Below are 18,813 nucleotides of genomic sequence, written 5' to 3' on the forward strand. Positions count from 1 at the left end.
TAGCGTGAAACACGGTATAACAAAGGGGGCAATGCCCCCTTTTTGTTTTTCAGGAGAGAAGCGCGAATGCGAAAACTTAACTGGCTGCCACTGACGGTTCTAGGCTCTGCACTGCTGTTATCAGGCTGTGTGACCTCGGGCAACTCAGTGAACAACAACCAGCCTTGGCACATGCTGCCAATGGCGGTACCACTGCAGCCAACCACGCAGCAGGAAGTGCAGCTGGCGCGTATCGACCAAATTTTACTGCGTGATGACTTAACCGAAAAAGACAGGGCGCAGCTTTTCTACGAGCGTGGCCTGATTAATGACAGTCTGGGTCTTCGCGATCTGGCGCGTCTGGATTTTAACCGTTCACTTTCCTATAACCCTGCTCAGCCAGATGTGTTTAACATTCTGGGTGTCTATTTTACCCAAAGTGGTATGTATGACGCCGCCTATGAAGCTTTCGACTCCAGCCTTGAACTGAACGAGCAGCACCAGTTTGCCGAGCGAAACCGCGGTATCGCTTTGTATTACGGCGGCCGTTACGACCTGGCTGTCCGCGATCTACTCAAGCACTACAACGATAACGAGAATGACGCCTACCGCGCACTGTGGTTGTATCTTGCTGAGCTCGAAAAAGATGGCCCGGAAAAAGCGCAGCAGGGTTTGAGAGCGCGCTATGACCGCTCAGATAAGCTTGATTGGGGCTGGTTGCTGGCAAGGATGTATCTGAACGACATCAGTGAAGACGCTTTCTTCCGTGAAGTGATGAATACCAGTACGGACAATGCTCAGCTTGCAGAACGACTCTGCGAAGGTTACTTCTATCTTGCCAAGCGCTATCAGGCGCAGGGTGATATTAATTCCGCTGTGGCCCTTTATAAGCTTGCAATGTCTGGCAATGTGTATGACTTCGTTGAACACCGCTACTCCATGTTGGAGTTGAGCCGTATCGCTTACGACCTGAGTCATCCACCATCTTCATGATGGGGTTTTAGACAAAGAAAAAGCCGCGTTCGCGGCTTTTCTCGTTTTTCAGGCGGCTCAATACCAATCGTAGTAAATATCTACTCATCCTAGCTTGTTAAAATGCTCGATAACAGCGTTGGAAAATTTGACTGTAGAATAACTACTTATCGAAAATTTCCGCCTTATTCTCGAGCATTTTTCCTGCGCTATTTCTGATCACCTATTTACTGTGATTGGTATAAGGTTGTGTCGCCATCCCTTCAATGCTGTGCCAGTAGCCATTGCAGAAATGACTTTTCGGTGCAAAGCCTGACTCGCCACGTTTAAAGCCAGCAAGCACATCAAGCGTTGCGTCGCTTTGCGGACTGATACGTACGACATCCACCAGACCTTCCATCGATGCCATATCTGCACTTAGGTCATAACAGTAGCCAGATTGAGTCTGGATACCATTCAGAGTGAACACGGATTGGCCTTCCTGGCTTTTTACTTCAAGACCTTGCGGATAGTTGATGCAGCAGGTTTCGCATTTATCCTTTGGGCGATTCTCAGCACGTGCGCTGAAGCAGCGGGCGGAATAGGCCAGTGGCAAGTTGCCGTAAGAGAAGACTTCCACTTCAAACTGATCGCGAATCTCCATCGCTTTTGCTTCTGTCAGCACTTTTTGCAGCCATTCACGTGACAACTCAACAGGCATACACCAGCGGGTCATACCTTTTTTCAGCATCACTTGAAGTGCTTGTGCGTTGTAAAGGTTAAGTGCAGGCCCAGCGACAAAAGGGATGCCTTTTTCGTGCGCCAGTTGGATGGCGGAGACATCATTGGCTTCAACAATGAATTCGCCATTGTCGATATAGGTCTGCATCACTTTCACTTCGCTTGGCGCTTCCAGCAGCGCCATAGTGGAAAGCACGACTTGTTTGCCACTGGCTGCCAGTTCGCGGCCTAAGTTCATCCAGTCTGCAGGACGCATCTCACGTCGCTTGGAGCACACGGTTTCACCGAGATAGACGATGTCGGCATCACTACGTACCGCTTTTTGATAGAAGGTTTCTACATCGTTTTTTGGCCAGAAGTAGAGGAGTGGGCCAAGTGAGTATTTCATAGAAGTCTCCTTTACTGCCATTTACGGTGATAAGCACCAAGGGTGGTCTGCGCGCCTTCTGAAACGCTGTCCAGACACTGATTCCATTGAGGTAGCACCTGATAACTTTCCGGATTGCGTTGATAGCTGTCGATTGCCTGACGCCAGGTGCGGGTGACCTGCTCAACATAGGCAGGGCTGCGCTGACGACCTTCGATTTTCACTGATGCGATATTCGCTTCAAACAGTTCAGGCAGAATCGATAGGGTGTTGAGGCTGGTGGGTTCTTCTAGTGCATGGAAAGGCTCACCATCAGTGACGAAGCGGCCTTTACACAGCGTCGGATAACCAGCGTTTTCGCCCGCTTTATAGCGATCGATCAATATGTCATTCAGGCGTGATTCGAGGCCTTCTGAGGTTTCTTGCCAGCGTACGTACTTAGCCGGAGAGCATGCACCAACAGTATTCGGGGATTCACCGGTCAGGTATGACGACAGGTAGCAGCGACCTTCTGACATGATGCAAAGGCTACCGAAGGCAAACACTTCCAAATCTACGTCTGTGGTGCGTGCCAGTTGCTTAACCTGATGCATGGACAGCACGCGTGGCAGCACTACACGTTTAACATTGAAATGGTCTTTGTAGAACTTGATAGCTGCGCTATTAGTGGCCGATGCCTGTACCGAGAGATGGATTTCCATATCAGGGTGCTTGGTGGCGGCATAATCAAGCACGGCGAGATCGGCAATGATCAGTGCATCGACGCCCAGATCCACTGCCGCATCTACGGCGTCAGTCCAACGTTGAAAGCCATCTGGATGCGCGAAAGTGTTTAGCGCAACATGGATATGTTTCTGGCGGTCGTGAACGTAAGAAACGGCCTTTTCCAGCTTCTTACCATCAAAGTTCAAACCAGCAAAGTGGCGGGCATTGGTGCCGTCTTTAAAGCCAATGTATACCGCATCCGCGCCATTATCGATGGCGGTTTTCAGGGCAGGAAGGTTACCTGCCGGGCAAAGCAATTCCATATTTCTCCCCACGTCGCGTGGTCAGCATCAGGCTGGTTATTCGTATTTCGATAAACCCTGAATTGTAGGGAGTGTTGGGGAGAGGGATTTTGATGTAAGGCAGGTTAGTGCCAACAAACGGATAAGAGGGAGGGGAAAAGAGGTGTCAATGGCACCTCTCTAGTTGTAATCGTTAAGACGCAATTTTTGCTTTGCGGTTGTTGTTCAATAATGCTTCAAACTCAGCCCGAGGCATGGGTTTGTAGAAATGGAACCCTTGAATCGTGTCGCACTTTAGGTTTGCAAGCACACTGGCCTGTTTCCCGGATTCGACACCTTCGGCTACCACGGACATGTTCAGCGAGCGGCCAAGATTGATGATATTTTCAATCAAAGTGACCTGCTTGGGGAAGGTTTCCATGTCGCAGATAAAGGCTCGGTCAATCTTAATCTCATCCAATGGGAACTTGGCGAGATAAGAGAGCGAGGAGTAACCGGTACCAAAATCATCAATCGATAGTGAGAAGCCAAGATCTTTGATGGCGTTGAGCATCTGGATTGCGTGCTCGCCGTCATTCATCACCGCACTCTCTGTAAGCTCAAAGGTTATGAGCGAAGGATCGGTTTGGGTCGCCGCTTGCAGCTTTTTCATGTGTGAGGTCAGGTTCGGGTTACGGAACTGCTGTGGTGACAGGTTGATGGCCACGCGGCCCGGCAGTACTTTCATGTTCTGCCAGCGACGGACAGTCTGGAACACTTCACGCATGACATTGCGACCCAGCAGTTCAATCATGCCAGAGCGTTCAGCGACCGGAATAAAGCGCCCAGGACTGATGTACCCTTCCACTGGGTGCTTCCAGCGTACCAGTGCTTCTGCCCCATTAATGGTGTAGTCTTTGGCGTTCACCTTAGGTTGATACCAGACTTCCAATCCGTTGTTTTGCAGCGCTTTTTGAAGTTCTATTTCCAGCCAAAGACGCATGCGCGCTTCTTTGTTCATGTGCTGGTTGTAAGTCACTACACGGTTGCGACCCTGCTCTTTCGCCTCGTACATCGCGGTATCGGCATTTTGCAGCAGGCTGCGGGCATCTTTACCGTCGCCGGGGAATTTCACCAAGCCAATAGAGCAGGCGAGGTACTTACTGAAATGGTAGAGGTCAAAAGGCTGGCTTATCACGTCGACCACCTTCTGTGAAAGCTCTTCAGCCACTTCATCGCTGCTTTGTTCTGGTAGCAAAATTGCGAATTCATCACCACCAAGGTGCCCAAGAATGGTATCTGCAGGGAGTTGCTTTCGAAGACGTTGTGCAATGTCCTGCAACACGCGATCGCCAATATGATGACCAAGGGAATCGTTGATGTTTTTGAAGTTGTCGACATCAAGGTAAAACATCAGAAGCGGCGTATTACTTTTGATGAGCTGTTCCAGACGTCGGGAGAAGCCATGACGGTTGTAAAGACCCGTTAAGGCGTCAAATTGTGCCAGCTTCTCAATCGTCTGTTTGTGGTCAGTGACGGCTGCGGTGCGGGAAAGCGTGATGATCGCACCACTGCCACCCAGCAGACTCACCGAGCCATAAGACACATTAATGGTTTGACTGTCACCGGTTCCTTTAGTCTGGCATACCAGTTGTTGCCCCGATTTCAGTGAGGTCAGGGAGGCGACGACCGATTGGCCTTTCACTGGGGGCACCAGCAGGTTTTCGATGTCTTCGCCGAGAATCTCATTCTGGCTGTCAAAGCCAAGCAGTTTCACCGCATGCTGATTGGCGCTCAGAACCACACCGTCGTCCAGCACACAGCATCCCTCACCAACGAGTTGGCAAAGGTTATTGAATCGGCTTTCTGAAGATTCGAGTGCGCTAGTCAGAACCTGCCTTTCTGAGGTATCTGCCGCATGGAAAATGACCGCGCCATCGGCCCACTCGCTGTTGGTGAGTGGCGTAACGCTGAAATGGAAGCTGGAGTCATGAATGCCATCGTTCAGGACGATTTCTCCTTCAGTGGCTTCGCCACCAAAGGCACGTTCGTAGTGAGGCTTTAGCGCATCATAAAAACTGGCGCCAAGGATTTCTCGATCCTGTTTTCCTACCAGCTCGTCCTGATCCAGTCCGCTGATTTCACAATAGCGCTGGCTCACCCAGAGGTATTGGTGATGTTTATCGAGAACGGCAAAGAGAAACGGACTGTTTTGCGTAAGACGTGAAAACCAATAGGTCAACTGCTCAACGGGCATTTAGGCACCATACATCGTAGCTAGTGAAGCTATATCCAAATTCAACTCCATTATTGAGACAACACTATATAATGTGAGAGCTCAACGTTAAACCTTTATGGGGAAGAGCTTTGTTTTTTTGACTCAAGGCATGAAAAAACACGCGAGCAGTGTCATACAATGGCGAATACTTTCGGCCCATTCATATTGGAACATCACTTTGTTCGACAAACTCCATTCAACGCTGGTGCAACAGGCACCTGGATTTCTGCGCTTTCCTGTAAAGCTTGTTCCTGCTTCGGTTCAGCAAAAAGTTATGCTGGAAACCCTGAAGCGTGTTTTTCATGAAGCTCTGGATGATGGTGAATTCGAGTTTCTTGAAAACCGTTGGCTTGAAGTGCATGTGCGCGACATCAATTTGAAGAGCTTCATCAGTTTTGTCGATGATAAGCTGGTGGTGCGCAGTGACATTGATAATGCCGATGTGCGTTTTAGTGGCGATATTAACGACCTGATCCTTATTGCCGCTCGAAAGGAAGATCCAGACACTCTGTTCTTCCAACGTCGATTACTGATCGAGGGTGACACTGAGCTGGGTCTGGAAGTGAAGAATCTGATGGACAGCGTCGACTTGGATTCACTGCCTTCCGCATTGCGCCAAGCTCTATTTACATTGGCAGACTTCGTACAAAAAGGGCTACAATCGACACCCAATGTCAACGAGGCCCAATATGCTCATAAGATCTGAAGCGCTGGCTGATCAGCTGGCCATTGATAGATTGCTGAAAAACGTATTCCCGACCGAGGCGGAAGCAGCTTTGGTCCGTGCGCTGCGTGAGAATGGTCATAACACCTTGTCACTGGTTGCCTGTAACGATGACGGTGAAGTGGTGGGACATCTTATGTTCAGCCCTGTACAAGTTGGTGAGACTGATACTGGCGTTCAGGGTTTAGCCCCTTTGTGTGTGCACCCTGATTATCGCCAACAGGGCATTGCGGCTCAGCTGGTTCGTGAAGGCTTTGATACACTGAACGAATTTGGTTATCCCGCTTGTGTGGTGCTGGGTGACCCGGCTTACTACAGTCGATTTGGCTTTAAGCCAGCAGCCGACTTCGGCCTTAGCTGTACATGGGATGTACCGGCAGAAGCCTTCATGGCGTTTGAATTTGCTCAAGGTGCATTCGAGCAAGCCAGTGGTGAAGTGGCTTACTGCCCAGAGTTTGATGCGCTGTAAGTCATCTTGGTCTAACTGAAAATGTTAAGGGCTGCATCGGCAGCTCTTTTTCTTTGTGTTGTTCTCCCTTAGTTTTGATAGCATTTATTCACACAGCAGAGTAAGCGAGGCAGGTATGAATGATTTACAGAGGCTCAAGGAAATGGGGATCACAGTATGGGATGTGAGACGCCCTGAGTGTTATCCCGGAGTGTCTCCTCAGCTTGTTTCTTTGCCTGATGATTGTAAGCTGCTGCTGGTGTGTGAATCCAAGCCGACTGAGCAGGAAGCTTGGCTATTCAGTAAGGTGCTTGCCAGCATGAAGTTATCTGTTGAGCAGGCACTTTATCTTCCTCCGCAGGCAGTTAATTTACTTGGAAAGCACCAGTTGGATTGGTGTTGGTTTGCTGGCACCCAAGATGCAGATATTGAGGGTGTAAAGCGTTTAATCTCTCCCTCATTGTCCGCCCTCGATAATGATCAACTCGCCAAAAAACAGCTTTGGCAGCAGATAAAGCAATATGAATCCTGAAATTCTTCCGATGGACAGCCAGTGGCTGGATGAAGTCGTGCGCGTAGAAAAAGCTGCACATACCCACCCTTGGGCTGAAAGCCTGCTAAGAAAACCCGAAACCAAATTTGGCTGCAACCGCGTATTGGTTCTTAATAATCAACTGATAGGCTACTTCTTTGCTCAATGTGTGGTGGGCGAAGCATCCTTGTTAAATATTGCTGTTTCTCCAGAATGTCAGGGAAAGGGGTATGGCAAGCAGCTACTTCAGGCATTTCTTGATTGCATGCGCGAAGCGGGTGGAGAAGAAGCCTGGCTGGAAGTGCGAGAGAGTAATCAAGCGGCCATCAGGCTATATGAAGCACTCGGTTTTAACGAGTTTGACCGCAGGTATGATTATTACCCGACAACATCCGGCAGAGAAGATGCGCTCATCATGAGCTACTGGTTCGAATAAATCGGCCAGATGCCTTAAAAGAAAACCCGCACTAGCGGGTTTTCTTGTTTACGCGGTTTGTTCTGGTTGGCTGATTGGCGCTGGTGGGTGAATAAATCCTTGGTAAGCATCGATGAAATTGGCATTTATCCTCGATTTACTTTCATCGTCTTTTACGCCAGTGGCAATCACAATGATGTTTTTTGACTCAGCAATGTTAGCCAGCGTTTCAGTAAACACGCGGTTCTGTGCATTCTGGTTCTGGCTGAATGCCTGGTCCAACTTCACGTAATTTGGCTTCAATGCAGACAGATATTCGACCTCCTGCAAATAGCGCCCAAAGTGATCGATGCCTATCGTGGCGCCGACTTTTCGCATTGCTTCGCTAAAGCTGATGCAAGCCGTGAGATTATTCCGGGCACTGGCTTCACTGATCTCAAAACAGATTTTATCTGCTGGCAGTTCACTTTTCAGCAAGTCCTGAAGCCAACTGGTGAAAAGTCTGTTTTCCAGACTTTCATCTGTCAGGTTCAAGGCAAAAGGTTGGGTAATAGGGGCTTCTTTGTGAAGTTTCACTAACTGCTCCACCACCACACGATCAAACTCAACGCCTTTCTCAAACAACTGGATATAAGGCATCAGTCTGCCACCGGATTGCCAGGTTCCTTCAATATTGGCCTGAGTAAAGACTTCTTGGTGTAGTGGCTCTGTTGTGTTGCCAGATAAACGATATACGGGCTGGGATAACAGGCGAACAGCCTTATTTTTCAACGCACCATTGAGCAATGAACGCCAGGTTTCTCGGTCGATAACCTGCTCTTCTGAACCACGGTTAAACACAAACACATCATGCTGTTTTATAGCGCGTTGCAGAGCGTTGTCAGCTAATGACATCAGCTTCGTTCCTGGCAAACCATGACCATGCACCACACCAATGTGAAAACCCTCATTGGTATCAAACCCTGCCATGTTCACTTCGTTGTTGAGGGTACTGATAAGAGTGTGAAGACTATTGCGGCTTTGCTCTTCGCTGCACTCGGGAAGGATCAGTGCAATTTCCGTTTCGCTGATGCGTGCCACGCACACATTGGGGAAGGCACTGAAAGCTGATTGCAATGAAGTGGACAGCAGGCGCCAGGTTTCATCGCGTGCGGCATAGCCATAGCGGCGGTAGATGGTGTCCAGCCACCCCATATTAGCGATCACAACAGCACCCGGGACACTTTCATCATCGCCCATCCAACTGTTGAGCTGGTGAATAAAAAACTGACGGTTGGGGAGACCGGAGGCAGCATCATACATCATGCTGTTGTTCAGGGTTTTCAGTTCTTTGTGGAGCGATTGGATCATCCGCTGGATGTGGGAAGAAAGGTTATCCAGTGCGGCATCCAACGATTGCACTCCAGAACGTTGCTTTGCCTGAGAGGACGTGAAGTCTTGTTCAGCCAGGCTATTTAGTGTTTTAGTGACGCGTGCTACGGCTCTCTTTCCACGGTTGAACGCGAGTGTGAAAATAGCCAGCAATGCAGCAATCGCCGCACTCAATGTCAGTGCGCTTTGATTGAAGTCTTTCGCAATTTGCTGGTTGGCGAAATGGGATGAGAATGACAGAGTCAAGGTCGCCACTTCTGAACCATCGTGGCGCAGTTGAATAGCCCGCTCGATAGGCTGCACTGAATCCAGTTTTTCAAACCAGAAGGCTGTTTGGACAACGGCGTCTTCCCTAGACCAAATACCTTGCTCCGCCGTGATCTGGTCGGTCAATGTTATTTGGGTCAATTCAGATGAAAGAGTTGCTTCAGTGATACGAGAAATTGCATCTGTGTCGTAATAAGCCACCAAGGTAGGCAGAACCTGGTTCAACTGGCTTTCGACAGTGTCAGCATATCGGGTCAATTGTTGTCGTTGTTGACTAATGCCGCTCGACAACATGGCGAGTAGCGACAGCATGAGTAACAAAATGGCCGACAGGTAAACCCCAACCAGTGGCGAGCGTCGTGTAAACATAGTGAATCTCTAATTAACACACAGTAAGTGCAGGCCGGCATGGGCTGCCGGCCTTTACCCATCAATTGGCTGTGAAAATGGTCCAGCGCATGTCCGTAGTGCTGTAGCTACCTGAAAGGGTTGCCATGACACGTCGGTTCACATCATGTGCATATTCAGAGTCTTCGTCGATCAGTGGTACGGTGTCGCCGTAGCCAATGGCCTCAACACGAGATGCATCGATACCGAAGTCGTTGACTAATGCTTTCGCTACTGCGTCAGCGCGACGTTGAGACAGTGCGAGGTTATAGTCGGGACTTCCGACTTTGCTAGCGTGGCCTTCGATGGTGACATTGGCATCAGTTTGATCGTTTAGAAAATCCGCCAACTGCTCAAGTTTGGCATAGTTGCTTGGACGTAATTCTGAAGAGTCATTCGGGAATGTGACATTCAGACGAAAGCTCTGCTTAACGGTTTTATCTTTCGGGCAACCATCGTTGTCGACAGCTGCTCCATGCAGTGTCTCTTCACATTTTTCACGGGCTTTGATCACGCCGTCATAGTCAAGGTCGCGAAGATCGTTCACTTGTGGTGATTCGTCCTGCATGGTCACGATGTCTTGTGAGCTGCAGCCTGACAAGAGCAGTACTGAAAGAATAGCTAGTGTCTTTTTCATTACTGTACCCCTCCTTCGTAGTTCTCGTCACCTTTCCATACTTCGGGGGTGGTGATGCGCAGTGATGCCAACAACTGCCCGATGGCATTCAGCAGTCGATATTGGGCAATCAGATCATCATATTCCGCTGTTAGATATTCCCGACGTGCCTGGAACAGTTCATTTTCTGAATCCAGCACATCAATCAGTGTGCGTTGACCCAGTTTGAACTGATCTTCATAAGCATTTCGTGTTTCTGTTGCTGCTTCAACGTGCTGGCGGAGGTACTGCATTTGCTGTTTCAGGAAAACGCGGGCATTCCAAGCTAGGGTGGTGCCTTCTTCAATGTCCCTGTAGGCATTGAGCTGAACTGCTTTTGATTCATTGATGTTGTATGCCGCTTCACGCTCACGGGCTTTGTCTGCACCGCCAGAGAACAGGTTGTAATTGACACGAACCATAGCAAGGATTTCATCATTGTTTCCGCCAACATCAGGACCACCACTCAAAGAAGTGCCGTCGTTACCATCTAGGTTGTCATCCCAGCTGGCTGACAAGTCAAAAGTCACTTCCGGATAGTAGTTACCTTTTGCGGCCGCGCGTTGTGCTTTGGCTGCTTTGATGTCATTGCCTGCAGCTCGTAAGGTTGGATGCACTGCTTTTGCCATTTCCATTGCTGATTCCAAAGAGGTTGGCAGCATCACGGCATCCGGCACCGGAATACGAGTATCTTCTGGCGCGCGGTTCACAATGCGTTGGTAGGAAATTTTGGCATCAGAGAGGTTGTTCTGCGCTGAGATTAGGTTTGAGTGTGCACGAGCCAGTCGACCGGTGACTTGGGACAAGTCAGCGGTTGAGCCAAGACCAGAGTCGGTTTTCTGTTTGACCTGATCATAGATAACCTGATGGCTTTCCAAGTTATGTTGTGCGAGCCCTACTATTTGCTCTGCACGCAAGAACTCGAGATAAGCGCGCGAGACTTCTAGTGCCAAATCTTCTGCAGTAGCGTATAGGGTCCACTGTTCGGCACTGGCTTCGAATTCGGTCCGTTTCACTTCATTAGTGGTTTGGAAACCACTGAAAAGCACCTGACGAAGTGATACGCCGATTTCGCGGCGCGTCAATTCAACTTCTTCATCGACACCGTAGGTTACAGAGTCTCGTCTGGTAGACGGACTTTCCGTCCACTCTCGGCCAATACCAGCATCAAAGTCGATGGTTGGATAGTAGCCCGCATTGGCTTGATTGACTTGCTCTTCGCTTGCCTTAAAGCGATTGAATGCTTGCCTGATTTGCGGGTTGGTATCCAGTGCTGTTGCTACTGCCTGCTCGAGTGATTGAGCAGCAGCCGCTGCAGGAAGTAAGGTCGCCGCAACTGCCAAAGCGGTAACACTTCTTCTGAGCGAGTGGCCAACACTGTTTTTCATTACTCTCTCCTTGTTATTATTATCAGCGCTCACGGAGCGCTGACTCTTTCGCTCTCAGTATGGGATTTAGCAAATAGTCGAGAACTGTCCGTTTACCGGTAATGATGTCGACAGAGGTCAACATGCCCGGAATGATCGGCAGTTCGCTGCCATCCTTTTTCTCTAGACTGGATTTCTCTGTCCTGATCCTAACCAGATAAAAGCTGTTACCCTCTTCATCCTGCGTAGTGTCCGCGCTGATGTGCTCCAACGTACCGTTGAGGCCGCCATAACGCGTAAAATCGTATGCCGTTACCTTAACGACGGAAGGCAGGCCCGCGTGCAGGAACGCGATATCCTTCGGTGCGATCTTGGCTTCGATAAGAAGCTGATCCTCGGCAGGAACGATTTCTATCAAATCAACACCCGGCTGAACGACGCCTCCAAGGGTATTGATATGAATGGTTTTGATAGTGCCGGTGACTGGCGCAGTGATAACGGCTTTGTCTACTTTATCTTGTGCGCCTACCTGGGCTTGGCTTAAGCGAGAAAGACGGGTTTCCAACTCACTCATCTTTGAGCGGGTTTCATTGCTGAATGCAAGAACCGCTTCGCGACGTTTCAAAATGGCTTCATCGACCGTCGCTTTGATTTTCGGCTGCATTAGGCGAAGGGAGTCCAACTCGCCTTTGAGATCATTGACCTGGCGCTCGAGTTTGAGCAAATCGACTTCTGAAACGATGCCTTTTTTCGCCAATGGAATAGTAATCTTGAGTTCACGCTTTATCAGGCCGAAACTGTCTGACAAAGTGCGAATTTTGGATTCGACTTCCTGACTCTCTTGCTGTTTTTGTAAAATTTGGCGAGCCAAAATCTCAAGGCGGTTTTTCAGATCCAATAAACGGCCTTCGTATTCCTGACGCTGCCCTTCAATAAGCGCAGGCTCTGACTCTTCAAGCTCGCTAGGAAACTCAAGCGGAGACAGGGTGATGGCAATTTGTTCCCGCCAATTTGGCGCGGTAGGAGACAGCTCAATGCTGCGAAGCTCTGATCGCATACGAATAATGTTGGCACGTAGGCTGGAGACTTCTTCTTCTTGCTGCGCAAAGTCAGAACGGAAGCGGGTATCATCAATGCGGGCTAGGGGCTCGCCTTGTTTGACTAACTGGCCTTCTTGCACATACATGGCTTGTAAAATACCGCCATCCAAGCTTTGAATGAGCTGGACCTGAGAGGAAGGAATAACCTTGCCTTCACCGCGGGTGACACGGTCTAAAGAAGCAAATGCCGCCCAGGCGATAATGGCAGCGAAGAAAGCAAATACGCCCCAGATAACAAGACGGTAACGCACCGGCGCGTCTGTCAGCATGGCACCATAGACGTCATCGGTCATTTCAATGTCATCACGCTTTAGTGCGTTAGTCATTTTGACCTCCTCCGTTGGCGTTTAGACGCTCAAGCACCTTATCCCTTGGTCCATCCATGACAATGCGGCCTTTGTCCATCACAATCACACGGTCAACCAATTGAAGCAGCGCCATCTTGTGAGTGATCATCACCAAAGTGCGGTCTTTCGAGGCGAACTTCATGGCATGAATAAATTGGTTTTCCGCATGGGCATCAAGGCTGGCGGTTGGCTCGTCCATGATGAGTAGTGGCGGGTCATTGAGCAGAGCACGAGCCAGTGCGACAGATTGTCGCTGACCACGGGAGAGGGCCTCACCACGTTCTCCCACCTGCTTATCAAGTCCTTCACTGTCCTGCGAGGTAAATATCCCCACACCTGACAGTTGTGTGGCACGGATTAACTGGTGCTCTGTCACCTGTCTTGTGCCAAACATGATATTTTCGCGTATCGTACCGTGAAATAACGTTACATCCTGCGCCAGATAACCCACATTGCGACGCAGATCTGCTGGGTGAATTTGCTTGGCATCGATACCATCAAATCGCAAGCTCCCTGCAGTTGGCTGATAAAGGCCTGATAGCATTCGGATAAGGGTACTTTTACCTGTACCGTTCTTACCAAGAATGGCAATTTTCTCGCCAGCGTTGATGGTCAGGCTGGTGGGGTGGAGGGTTGGTTTTTCTGACTCTGGGTAGCTAAAACCAATATTGTCTGCGTAGATATCACCTTTAAGGCGCTTGCGGCTAACCAAGTGGCCTTTGTTTGCAAACTCATCTTCCTGATCCATCATGGCATTGAGCTGACGCATACCGGATTGTGTCTGATTCCAGCGGCTCATGAGACCTGCCAGTTGCGCCATTGGCGACACGGCTCGGCTTGAAAGCATTACCGCTGCGATAATCCCACCCATGGTAATTTGCGCATCTGCTACGCGATAAACACCGAGGACAACAACCGCAACAGAGGTGACCTGCACAATAAAAGAGGCAAAGTAGGAAACTGAGTTGGTGATTTGTTTCACCTTGAGGTTCCAGTTTGCCGTGTGAGCGGTCATCTGCTGCCAGCTCTTTTGAACTATTCCTTCCGCGACATTGGCTTTGATGCCTTCCAGTGCCGAGAGACTTTCAATCAAATGGCCATGCTTTTGGCTGGCATATTTGTTTGATTCTTCAATGGCGGCTTTGAGCTTTGGCTGAACCAGCAGGGCATAGCCGACAATAAGAATGCCAGCGACGACAGGGACAGCTGCCAAATCACCAGCGAAGATATAAATCACAAACAGGAAGAAAAGCGCGAACGGCAAATCTACTAAGGTGGTGATGGTGGCAGAGGTCAGCATATCTCTGATGCCGTCAAATTCGCCAAGCTGCTTCGCCATACCGCCGACACTTTTTGCTCGCTTCTCAAGTGGGATCCCCATAAGGCGAGCGAACAGACGAGAAGACACAATGATATCGACTTTCTTACCTGCAATATCAATCAGGTAAGAGCGCATCTTTTTCATCAGAAAGTCAAAGCTAAAGGCTATCAGCGCACCGGTTGCCAGTACCCAAAGTGATTCAAACGCAAGGTTAGGTACCACTTTGTCGTAGACATTCATGACAAACAGAGGTGAAACCAACGCGAAAATGTTTACCAGCACAGAGGCAATCAGCGCATCGCGATAAATGGGCGAGGCATCCTTAACGGTCTGCCAGAACCAATGGATTTTGGTGTCGTGGAGGTGCAGATCGATGCTGTTGTCACCACGGTACTGGCGTTTAACCAAAAACGCATAGCCGGTATACATGGCTTCCAGATCTGCTAAGGAGATTTCTTCCTCGCCTCCAGTCTCAGAAGTTTGGATTAATGCTGTACCTTCTTTGGTGCTTATCTCACGAAGAATACAAGCTTTTTTGTCGGTCAAAAGAAGTATGCAGGGCAATAAAAGCTTTGGTAGTGCTTTTAATTGCCTGCGGGAAAGCTTGGCCGTCAGCCCTGCACGGGCTGCAGCCTGAGGAAATAAATCCGGTGTCAGCAGGGCATCTGTCATCGGAAGACCTGCCGTTAAGGCATCTCCCGAGCACGGCGAACCATAGTGCTCAGTCAAAAAGACCAAGCAATCTAACAACGGGTCGTCTACCGCTTGCGTTGACGCACTAATGCGCCATTGCTGCGGTTTGCGTTCGGCAATCGCTGCGTCAGTCACCTATTTCTCTCTATGAAAAAATAAAAACAAAAAGAGTTAACGAAAGAGCATCGGCCACATAGCCGATGCTCCAGAACACCATCTTTGAACTATGGCAACTCTTCAGGTGCGGGCATCGGCGAGATAACCTGCACACTTAATTCGCCACCACTATCAGTAATAGCGAGTCGCTTTTCTTCGCCATTAATCAAGGTATTGATAACAATTCCATCATTTTTCAGGCTGCCGTCGCTCTCGTAGATTGTCGAGTTGTGGACACCACCTTGGCTGAATTCATCCAACACAATATGTTGTGTCACTTCTCCATCGGCTTCGGCGTTGCTGCCGGTCTCGTCGATACCGTCTACATCGATGGAAATGACAATCCGAGATTCAGCATCGTATTTGACAGTCATGTTTTCCAAAGTGTTATCGTCGCTTAATACAACCAGATCGCTAAGGTTTAATTTGTCCTCGTATTGATTGAAATCACCAATAAAGTCAGTGATATGGTCGTATCCGCCTACCGTGCCAATGTTGACTAAATCCTCTTTCATCCAAAGGAAAGTATCTGAACCGGCTCCACCCTCAAGTCGGTCCCCTTCGCGGGCTCCGACGTTGCCAGATGAGCCGTGTCCGTTTGAACCACCTCGGATGATGTCAGCACCGTCTCCTCCAACAATGTTGTCGTTACCACCACCACCGTTAATGTAAGCGCCCGTTAGTGGGTCATACTCGGTCTTAACGATGGGTTGAGGGAGCTCCCAGCCGTGTTCTGATTCCGTCCAACCAGCCTCTCGAAGTGCTTCTTCCGTATACGCTTGCCCTGAGCCTGTAGGGAAAGCACCGCCGACAAATCTAATGTCAGAGTTGTTGTCGATGGTAATGCTATCGTCTGCACCAAGCCCTGACGTTGTTGGTGTTGGTCCTTCTGGTGATGGAAGTTGAAGGACATCGGAGAATTCAACGGTCACTGAATCCGAGTTAGTGTCTCCATCTTTGTCGGTGATCTGGATATCAAAGCTGAATGAATCTCCATCAATGGCTTCATACTGCTCAAGCTCCCATTCTGGTGGGGAAATATTGGTGTTTAGCGTTATTTTAAATGCAGGCTGGTTTTCATCTTCGTTAATCAAACCGACCAAATTGCCATCAATTAGCTTCACGATAACAGCTTCACCAGCGACGGTTAGACTTGGCTGAGTAGCTGGCAGCAATAGTTGCAAGGGCAACGTCGCCGCTTCACCATCACCACCAAAGTTGGCAGTGATAGAACCAGACTGTTGATGGGAATCAGTTTGAGGCTCAGTAAATATTTCAAGATCTTTTAGCGTAAAGTCACTGTTGTCACGGTCGTTATCGTTATTTACAGCGATAAGTTCGACACGATCGAAACCTTGAGTTGTGCTGATAGTGACAGAACCAAACTTATCAGGTCCTTTCGATGTAAACTCCAGATCAGATTCACTCAATTGCATTTGGCCGATGACTGAACCATCTTTGTAGAAGCGGACAATAAACTCGGTCTCAAATGAGTCATTCTCCTGAAGAGAGCCCAGAGTGATTTTCGCGCTATAACCCGTTTCAGGTAGCACCGCCTCTATCGATTCAAAGCTATCAGTACCCAAATACTGTACTTCATGCTTGTTTGAAGCATTTTCCCCATGATCATTTCCCGAAACGACGCCATACCCATGACTACCGTGAGAATCGACGCCATGGCTGACATCTATTTTTTGATAGTTTGAGGTATACACATAACCTTTTAACGTTATTCCTCCGTCGTTGTCGCTAAGTTTGAATGAACTGCTATCGTTCGAATCATACGTCGGGGATTGTGCTGAGACTGAAGGCCCGTGATCCTCAACTTGAATATTCAAGTCGGCGGTATCCGTCAGAACTCCGTCAGTCACAGTGATTTTTACTGGGATATTTAGGACATCGTTAGATTTATTCGTATGAGAATGCTTAATGGCTTCATGCAATGTGACGTCATAACTCCATTTACCTTCAGCATCTTTCTCTGGTGGTGTTAGCGCAACGGTGACAACAGCCACCTCGCTTAGGGTTGCATCTTGGTAATAGCCTACAAGCTTGGCAGTCTCGCCATTTTCTGCAGGTATCCATTTCCAAGACAATGTTTCACCGGAGGCAGTTTTAATAGATTTGTCTTCAGGCAGATTGATACTTAGCGAAACGCTACTTTCTACCAGCTCTGAATCGGGATCTGAGATATCAATTGTTCCCGATACGATTGGCAATGCGACATCGTTATCTGCGAGCTTGGCTTCTTGAAGTGACTCACTAGGTGGGGAAATTATAATCTCAGGTGCTTGAGGCTTTACAACGGCTTCCTTACCAATAATGTCTATATATACTTTCGCCGTATCGGTATCGCCCTTCGCGTCTTTGATGGTGTAGTCGAAGGTAAAGGTATCGGTTTCACCTTGACCCAACTCATCACGATCATTGGCTGTGAAACTAAACTCTCCCGTCACGCTATTAATGGTCAGTGTCCCTTCATCAAAGATGACAGTCGCTTCATCACCGTTAAAGGTGAGTGGTTCGCCGTTGACCTCAGTGATGCTAAACGTGTGGTCTTCAGGATCGATGTCGTTGCTAAACAGAGAGCCTTGAATAGTTGCTGTGGAATCTAACGTGTCACCTTCGACAACTTGATAAACACCCGTGCTATGGACGGTGATTTCAGTAATAGTGAAATCCGTAGAGTCGCCACTGTTTCTGTCACCATCATTTTGTCGTTCAGCAGACTCAAGAACGACACGATCAAAAGGAACATCTGAGCTGATATTGATGATACCGGCGTGTCCCTCATCAAATGAGAAGGTCACTTCATCAACTAACACATCACCGTCGTAGATCAGGTATTTACCGACTTCACCACCGTTTTCTGTAGCAAAGAGCCTCGCAATACCCACATCCATGCTGAACGTCGGATTGTTGAGGTCAATTTGAATGGCTTCAGAAACATCATACTGATGGTTGTGTTCAATTTGGTGTGACGCACCTGTGTGCTCAGGGCGTGCAGTATCTGCCACACCAATACCCGTGCTGTGAATGTGCTCAGAGCCTTCCGTGACTAACTCGCCGTCTTTAACGCGTTTACCGTCATCACCAATTTTCAGGGCTTTGATGGTGAAGTACTCATTCCCATCGAGGTTCTGCCATCCGTCAGCACTGCTGGTTGTGAACGCAGAGGTGAGGCCATCATTATCCGCAAAAACGGCATTCACAATGATCGGCACGTTGGCGATGTTTGAATAGCTGATACCATCAGTGACCTGATAGCTGAGGTTCACCTGTCCGCTATAGTCAGGGTTAGGGGTGAAGATGATGCTTTCCAGCGACTCGCCATCTTTCAGTTGGTAGTCTTTCGATACGGTTTTCGTTTCGCTTTCAGACACTTTCACAACAAGCTCAAAGTCACCCGCGTTAGGGTCATCAAGCTTGAGGCTACTTAAGACGATCTTAATCGCATCATTCTTATCGGTATCAGAGGCATTGCTGAGGATAAGGTTTGCGGGGATAGTGACGATTTGCCCCACATCATTGTTGGTCCAATACGCTTCACCGGTATCTGGGTTGTTCAAATTGTCCCCAGCTTGAGGCGCATCATTCTTACCATCAATCGTGATTGTTGCCGTGGTCGGCGTGCGAGAGATTTCTGTGTCGCCTTCATACTCAACAACATCGTAGGTATAGGTGATGACTTCTTTCTCTCCCTCACCAAGGTACTGATAGGCACTTGG

Annotated in this window: 14 protein-coding genes; 5 read left to right on the forward strand and 9 right to left on the reverse strand. The window is 48.8% G+C overall.

Going from position 1 to position 18,813, the window contains the following annotated elements; genetic code table 11:
- The first annotated feature begins 66 nt into the window (after window positions 1-66).
- On the forward strand, window positions 67-972 hold the full coding sequence (nlpI, locus tag QL223_RS19365) for a lipoprotein NlpI (protein ID WP_281545667.1): 906 nt from the start codon (window positions 67-69) through the stop codon (window positions 970-972).
- Between the two features lie 202 nt (window positions 973-1,174).
- Here nlpI and QL223_RS19370 read toward each other — a convergent pair whose 3' ends face one another.
- The 3 genes from QL223_RS19370 to QL223_RS19380 form a co-directional block, all read right to left on the reverse strand.
- Window positions 1,175-2,059, reverse strand: a complete 885-nt coding sequence (locus QL223_RS19370) for a U32 family peptidase (protein ID WP_281545668.1) — start codon at window positions 2,057-2,059, stop codon at window positions 1,175-1,177.
- A gap of 11 nt (window positions 2,060-2,070) precedes the next feature.
- Entirely contained in the window at window positions 2,071-3,066 is a 996-nt protein-coding gene (locus QL223_RS19375) for a peptidase U32 family protein (RefSeq protein WP_281545669.1), read from the reverse strand.
- A 172-nt stretch (window positions 3,067-3,238) separates the two neighbouring features.
- The gene (locus QL223_RS19380) at window positions 3,239-5,281 is read right to left on the reverse strand and encodes a GGDEF and EAL domain-containing protein (RefSeq protein WP_281545670.1); all 2,043 of its coding nucleotides are present in this window, start codon (window positions 5,279-5,281) and stop codon (window positions 3,239-3,241) included.
- Between the two features lie 199 nt (window positions 5,282-5,480).
- Here QL223_RS19380 and QL223_RS19385 point away from each other — a divergent pair, with 199 nt between their 5' ends.
- The 4 genes from QL223_RS19385 to rimI all read left to right on the forward strand — a co-directional run bounded on the left by QL223_RS19385 (window position 5,481) and on the right by rimI (window position 7,442).
- The gene (locus QL223_RS19385) at window positions 5,481-6,008 is read left to right on the forward strand and encodes an SCP2 domain-containing protein (protein WP_281545671.1); all 528 of its coding nucleotides are present in this window, start codon (window positions 5,481-5,483) and stop codon (window positions 6,006-6,008) included.
- A complete protein-coding gene (locus QL223_RS19390) occupies window positions 5,992-6,495 on the forward strand; it encodes an N-acetyltransferase (protein ID WP_281545672.1) in 504 nt (167 codons plus the stop codon). The genes QL223_RS19385 and QL223_RS19390 overlap by 17 nt, the downstream gene beginning before the upstream one ends.
- A gap of 115 nt (window positions 6,496-6,610) precedes the next feature.
- On the forward strand, window positions 6,611-7,006 hold the full coding sequence (locus QL223_RS19395) for a DNA polymerase III subunit psi (protein WP_281545673.1): 396 nt from the start codon (window positions 6,611-6,613) through the stop codon (window positions 7,004-7,006).
- Window positions 6,996-7,442, forward strand: coding sequence for a ribosomal protein S18-alanine N-acetyltransferase (rimI, locus tag QL223_RS19400; RefSeq protein WP_281545674.1), 447 nt, complete (start codon window positions 6,996-6,998; stop codon window positions 7,440-7,442). The genes QL223_RS19395 and rimI overlap by 11 nt, the downstream gene beginning before the upstream one ends.
- A gap of 48 nt (window positions 7,443-7,490) precedes the next feature.
- Here rimI and QL223_RS19405 read toward each other — a convergent pair whose 3' ends face one another.
- From QL223_RS19405 to QL223_RS19430, 6 genes are all read right to left on the reverse strand, one after another.
- A complete protein-coding gene (locus tag QL223_RS19405; RefSeq protein ID WP_281545675.1) occupies window positions 7,491-9,428 on the reverse strand; it encodes an EAL domain-containing protein in 1,938 nt (645 codons plus the stop codon).
- Window positions 9,429-9,489: 61 nt separating this feature from the next.
- On the reverse strand, window positions 9,490-10,083 hold the full coding sequence (locus QL223_RS19410; RefSeq protein WP_281545676.1) for an OmpA family protein: 594 nt from the start codon (window positions 10,081-10,083) through the stop codon (window positions 9,490-9,492).
- The gene (locus QL223_RS19415) at window positions 10,083-11,489 is read right to left on the reverse strand and encodes a TolC family outer membrane protein (protein WP_281545677.1); all 1,407 of its coding nucleotides are present in this window, start codon (window positions 11,487-11,489) and stop codon (window positions 10,083-10,085) included. Before QL223_RS19415 ends, QL223_RS19410 begins: the two co-directional genes overlap by 1 nt.
- Window positions 11,490-11,511: 22 nt before the next feature.
- Entirely contained in the window at window positions 11,512-12,894 is a 1,383-nt protein-coding gene (locus QL223_RS19420) for an HlyD family type I secretion periplasmic adaptor subunit (protein ID WP_002540307.1), read from the reverse strand.
- The gene (locus QL223_RS19425) at window positions 12,887-15,064 is read right to left on the reverse strand and encodes a type I secretion system permease/ATPase (RefSeq protein WP_002540305.1); all 2,178 of its coding nucleotides are present in this window, start codon (window positions 15,062-15,064) and stop codon (window positions 12,887-12,889) included. The genes QL223_RS19420 and QL223_RS19425 overlap by 8 nt, the downstream gene beginning before the upstream one ends.
- A gap of 89 nt (window positions 15,065-15,153) precedes the next feature.
- Window positions 15,154-18,813 (reverse strand): Ig-like domain-containing protein (locus QL223_RS19430; RefSeq protein ID WP_281545678.1); only part of this gene is annotated, 3,660 nt, incomplete at its 5' end.

This window comes from Grimontia sp. SpTr1, assembly GCF_947387585.1.
Lineage (GTDB): Bacteria > Pseudomonadota > Gammaproteobacteria > Enterobacterales > Vibrionaceae > Enterovibrio > Enterovibrio indicus.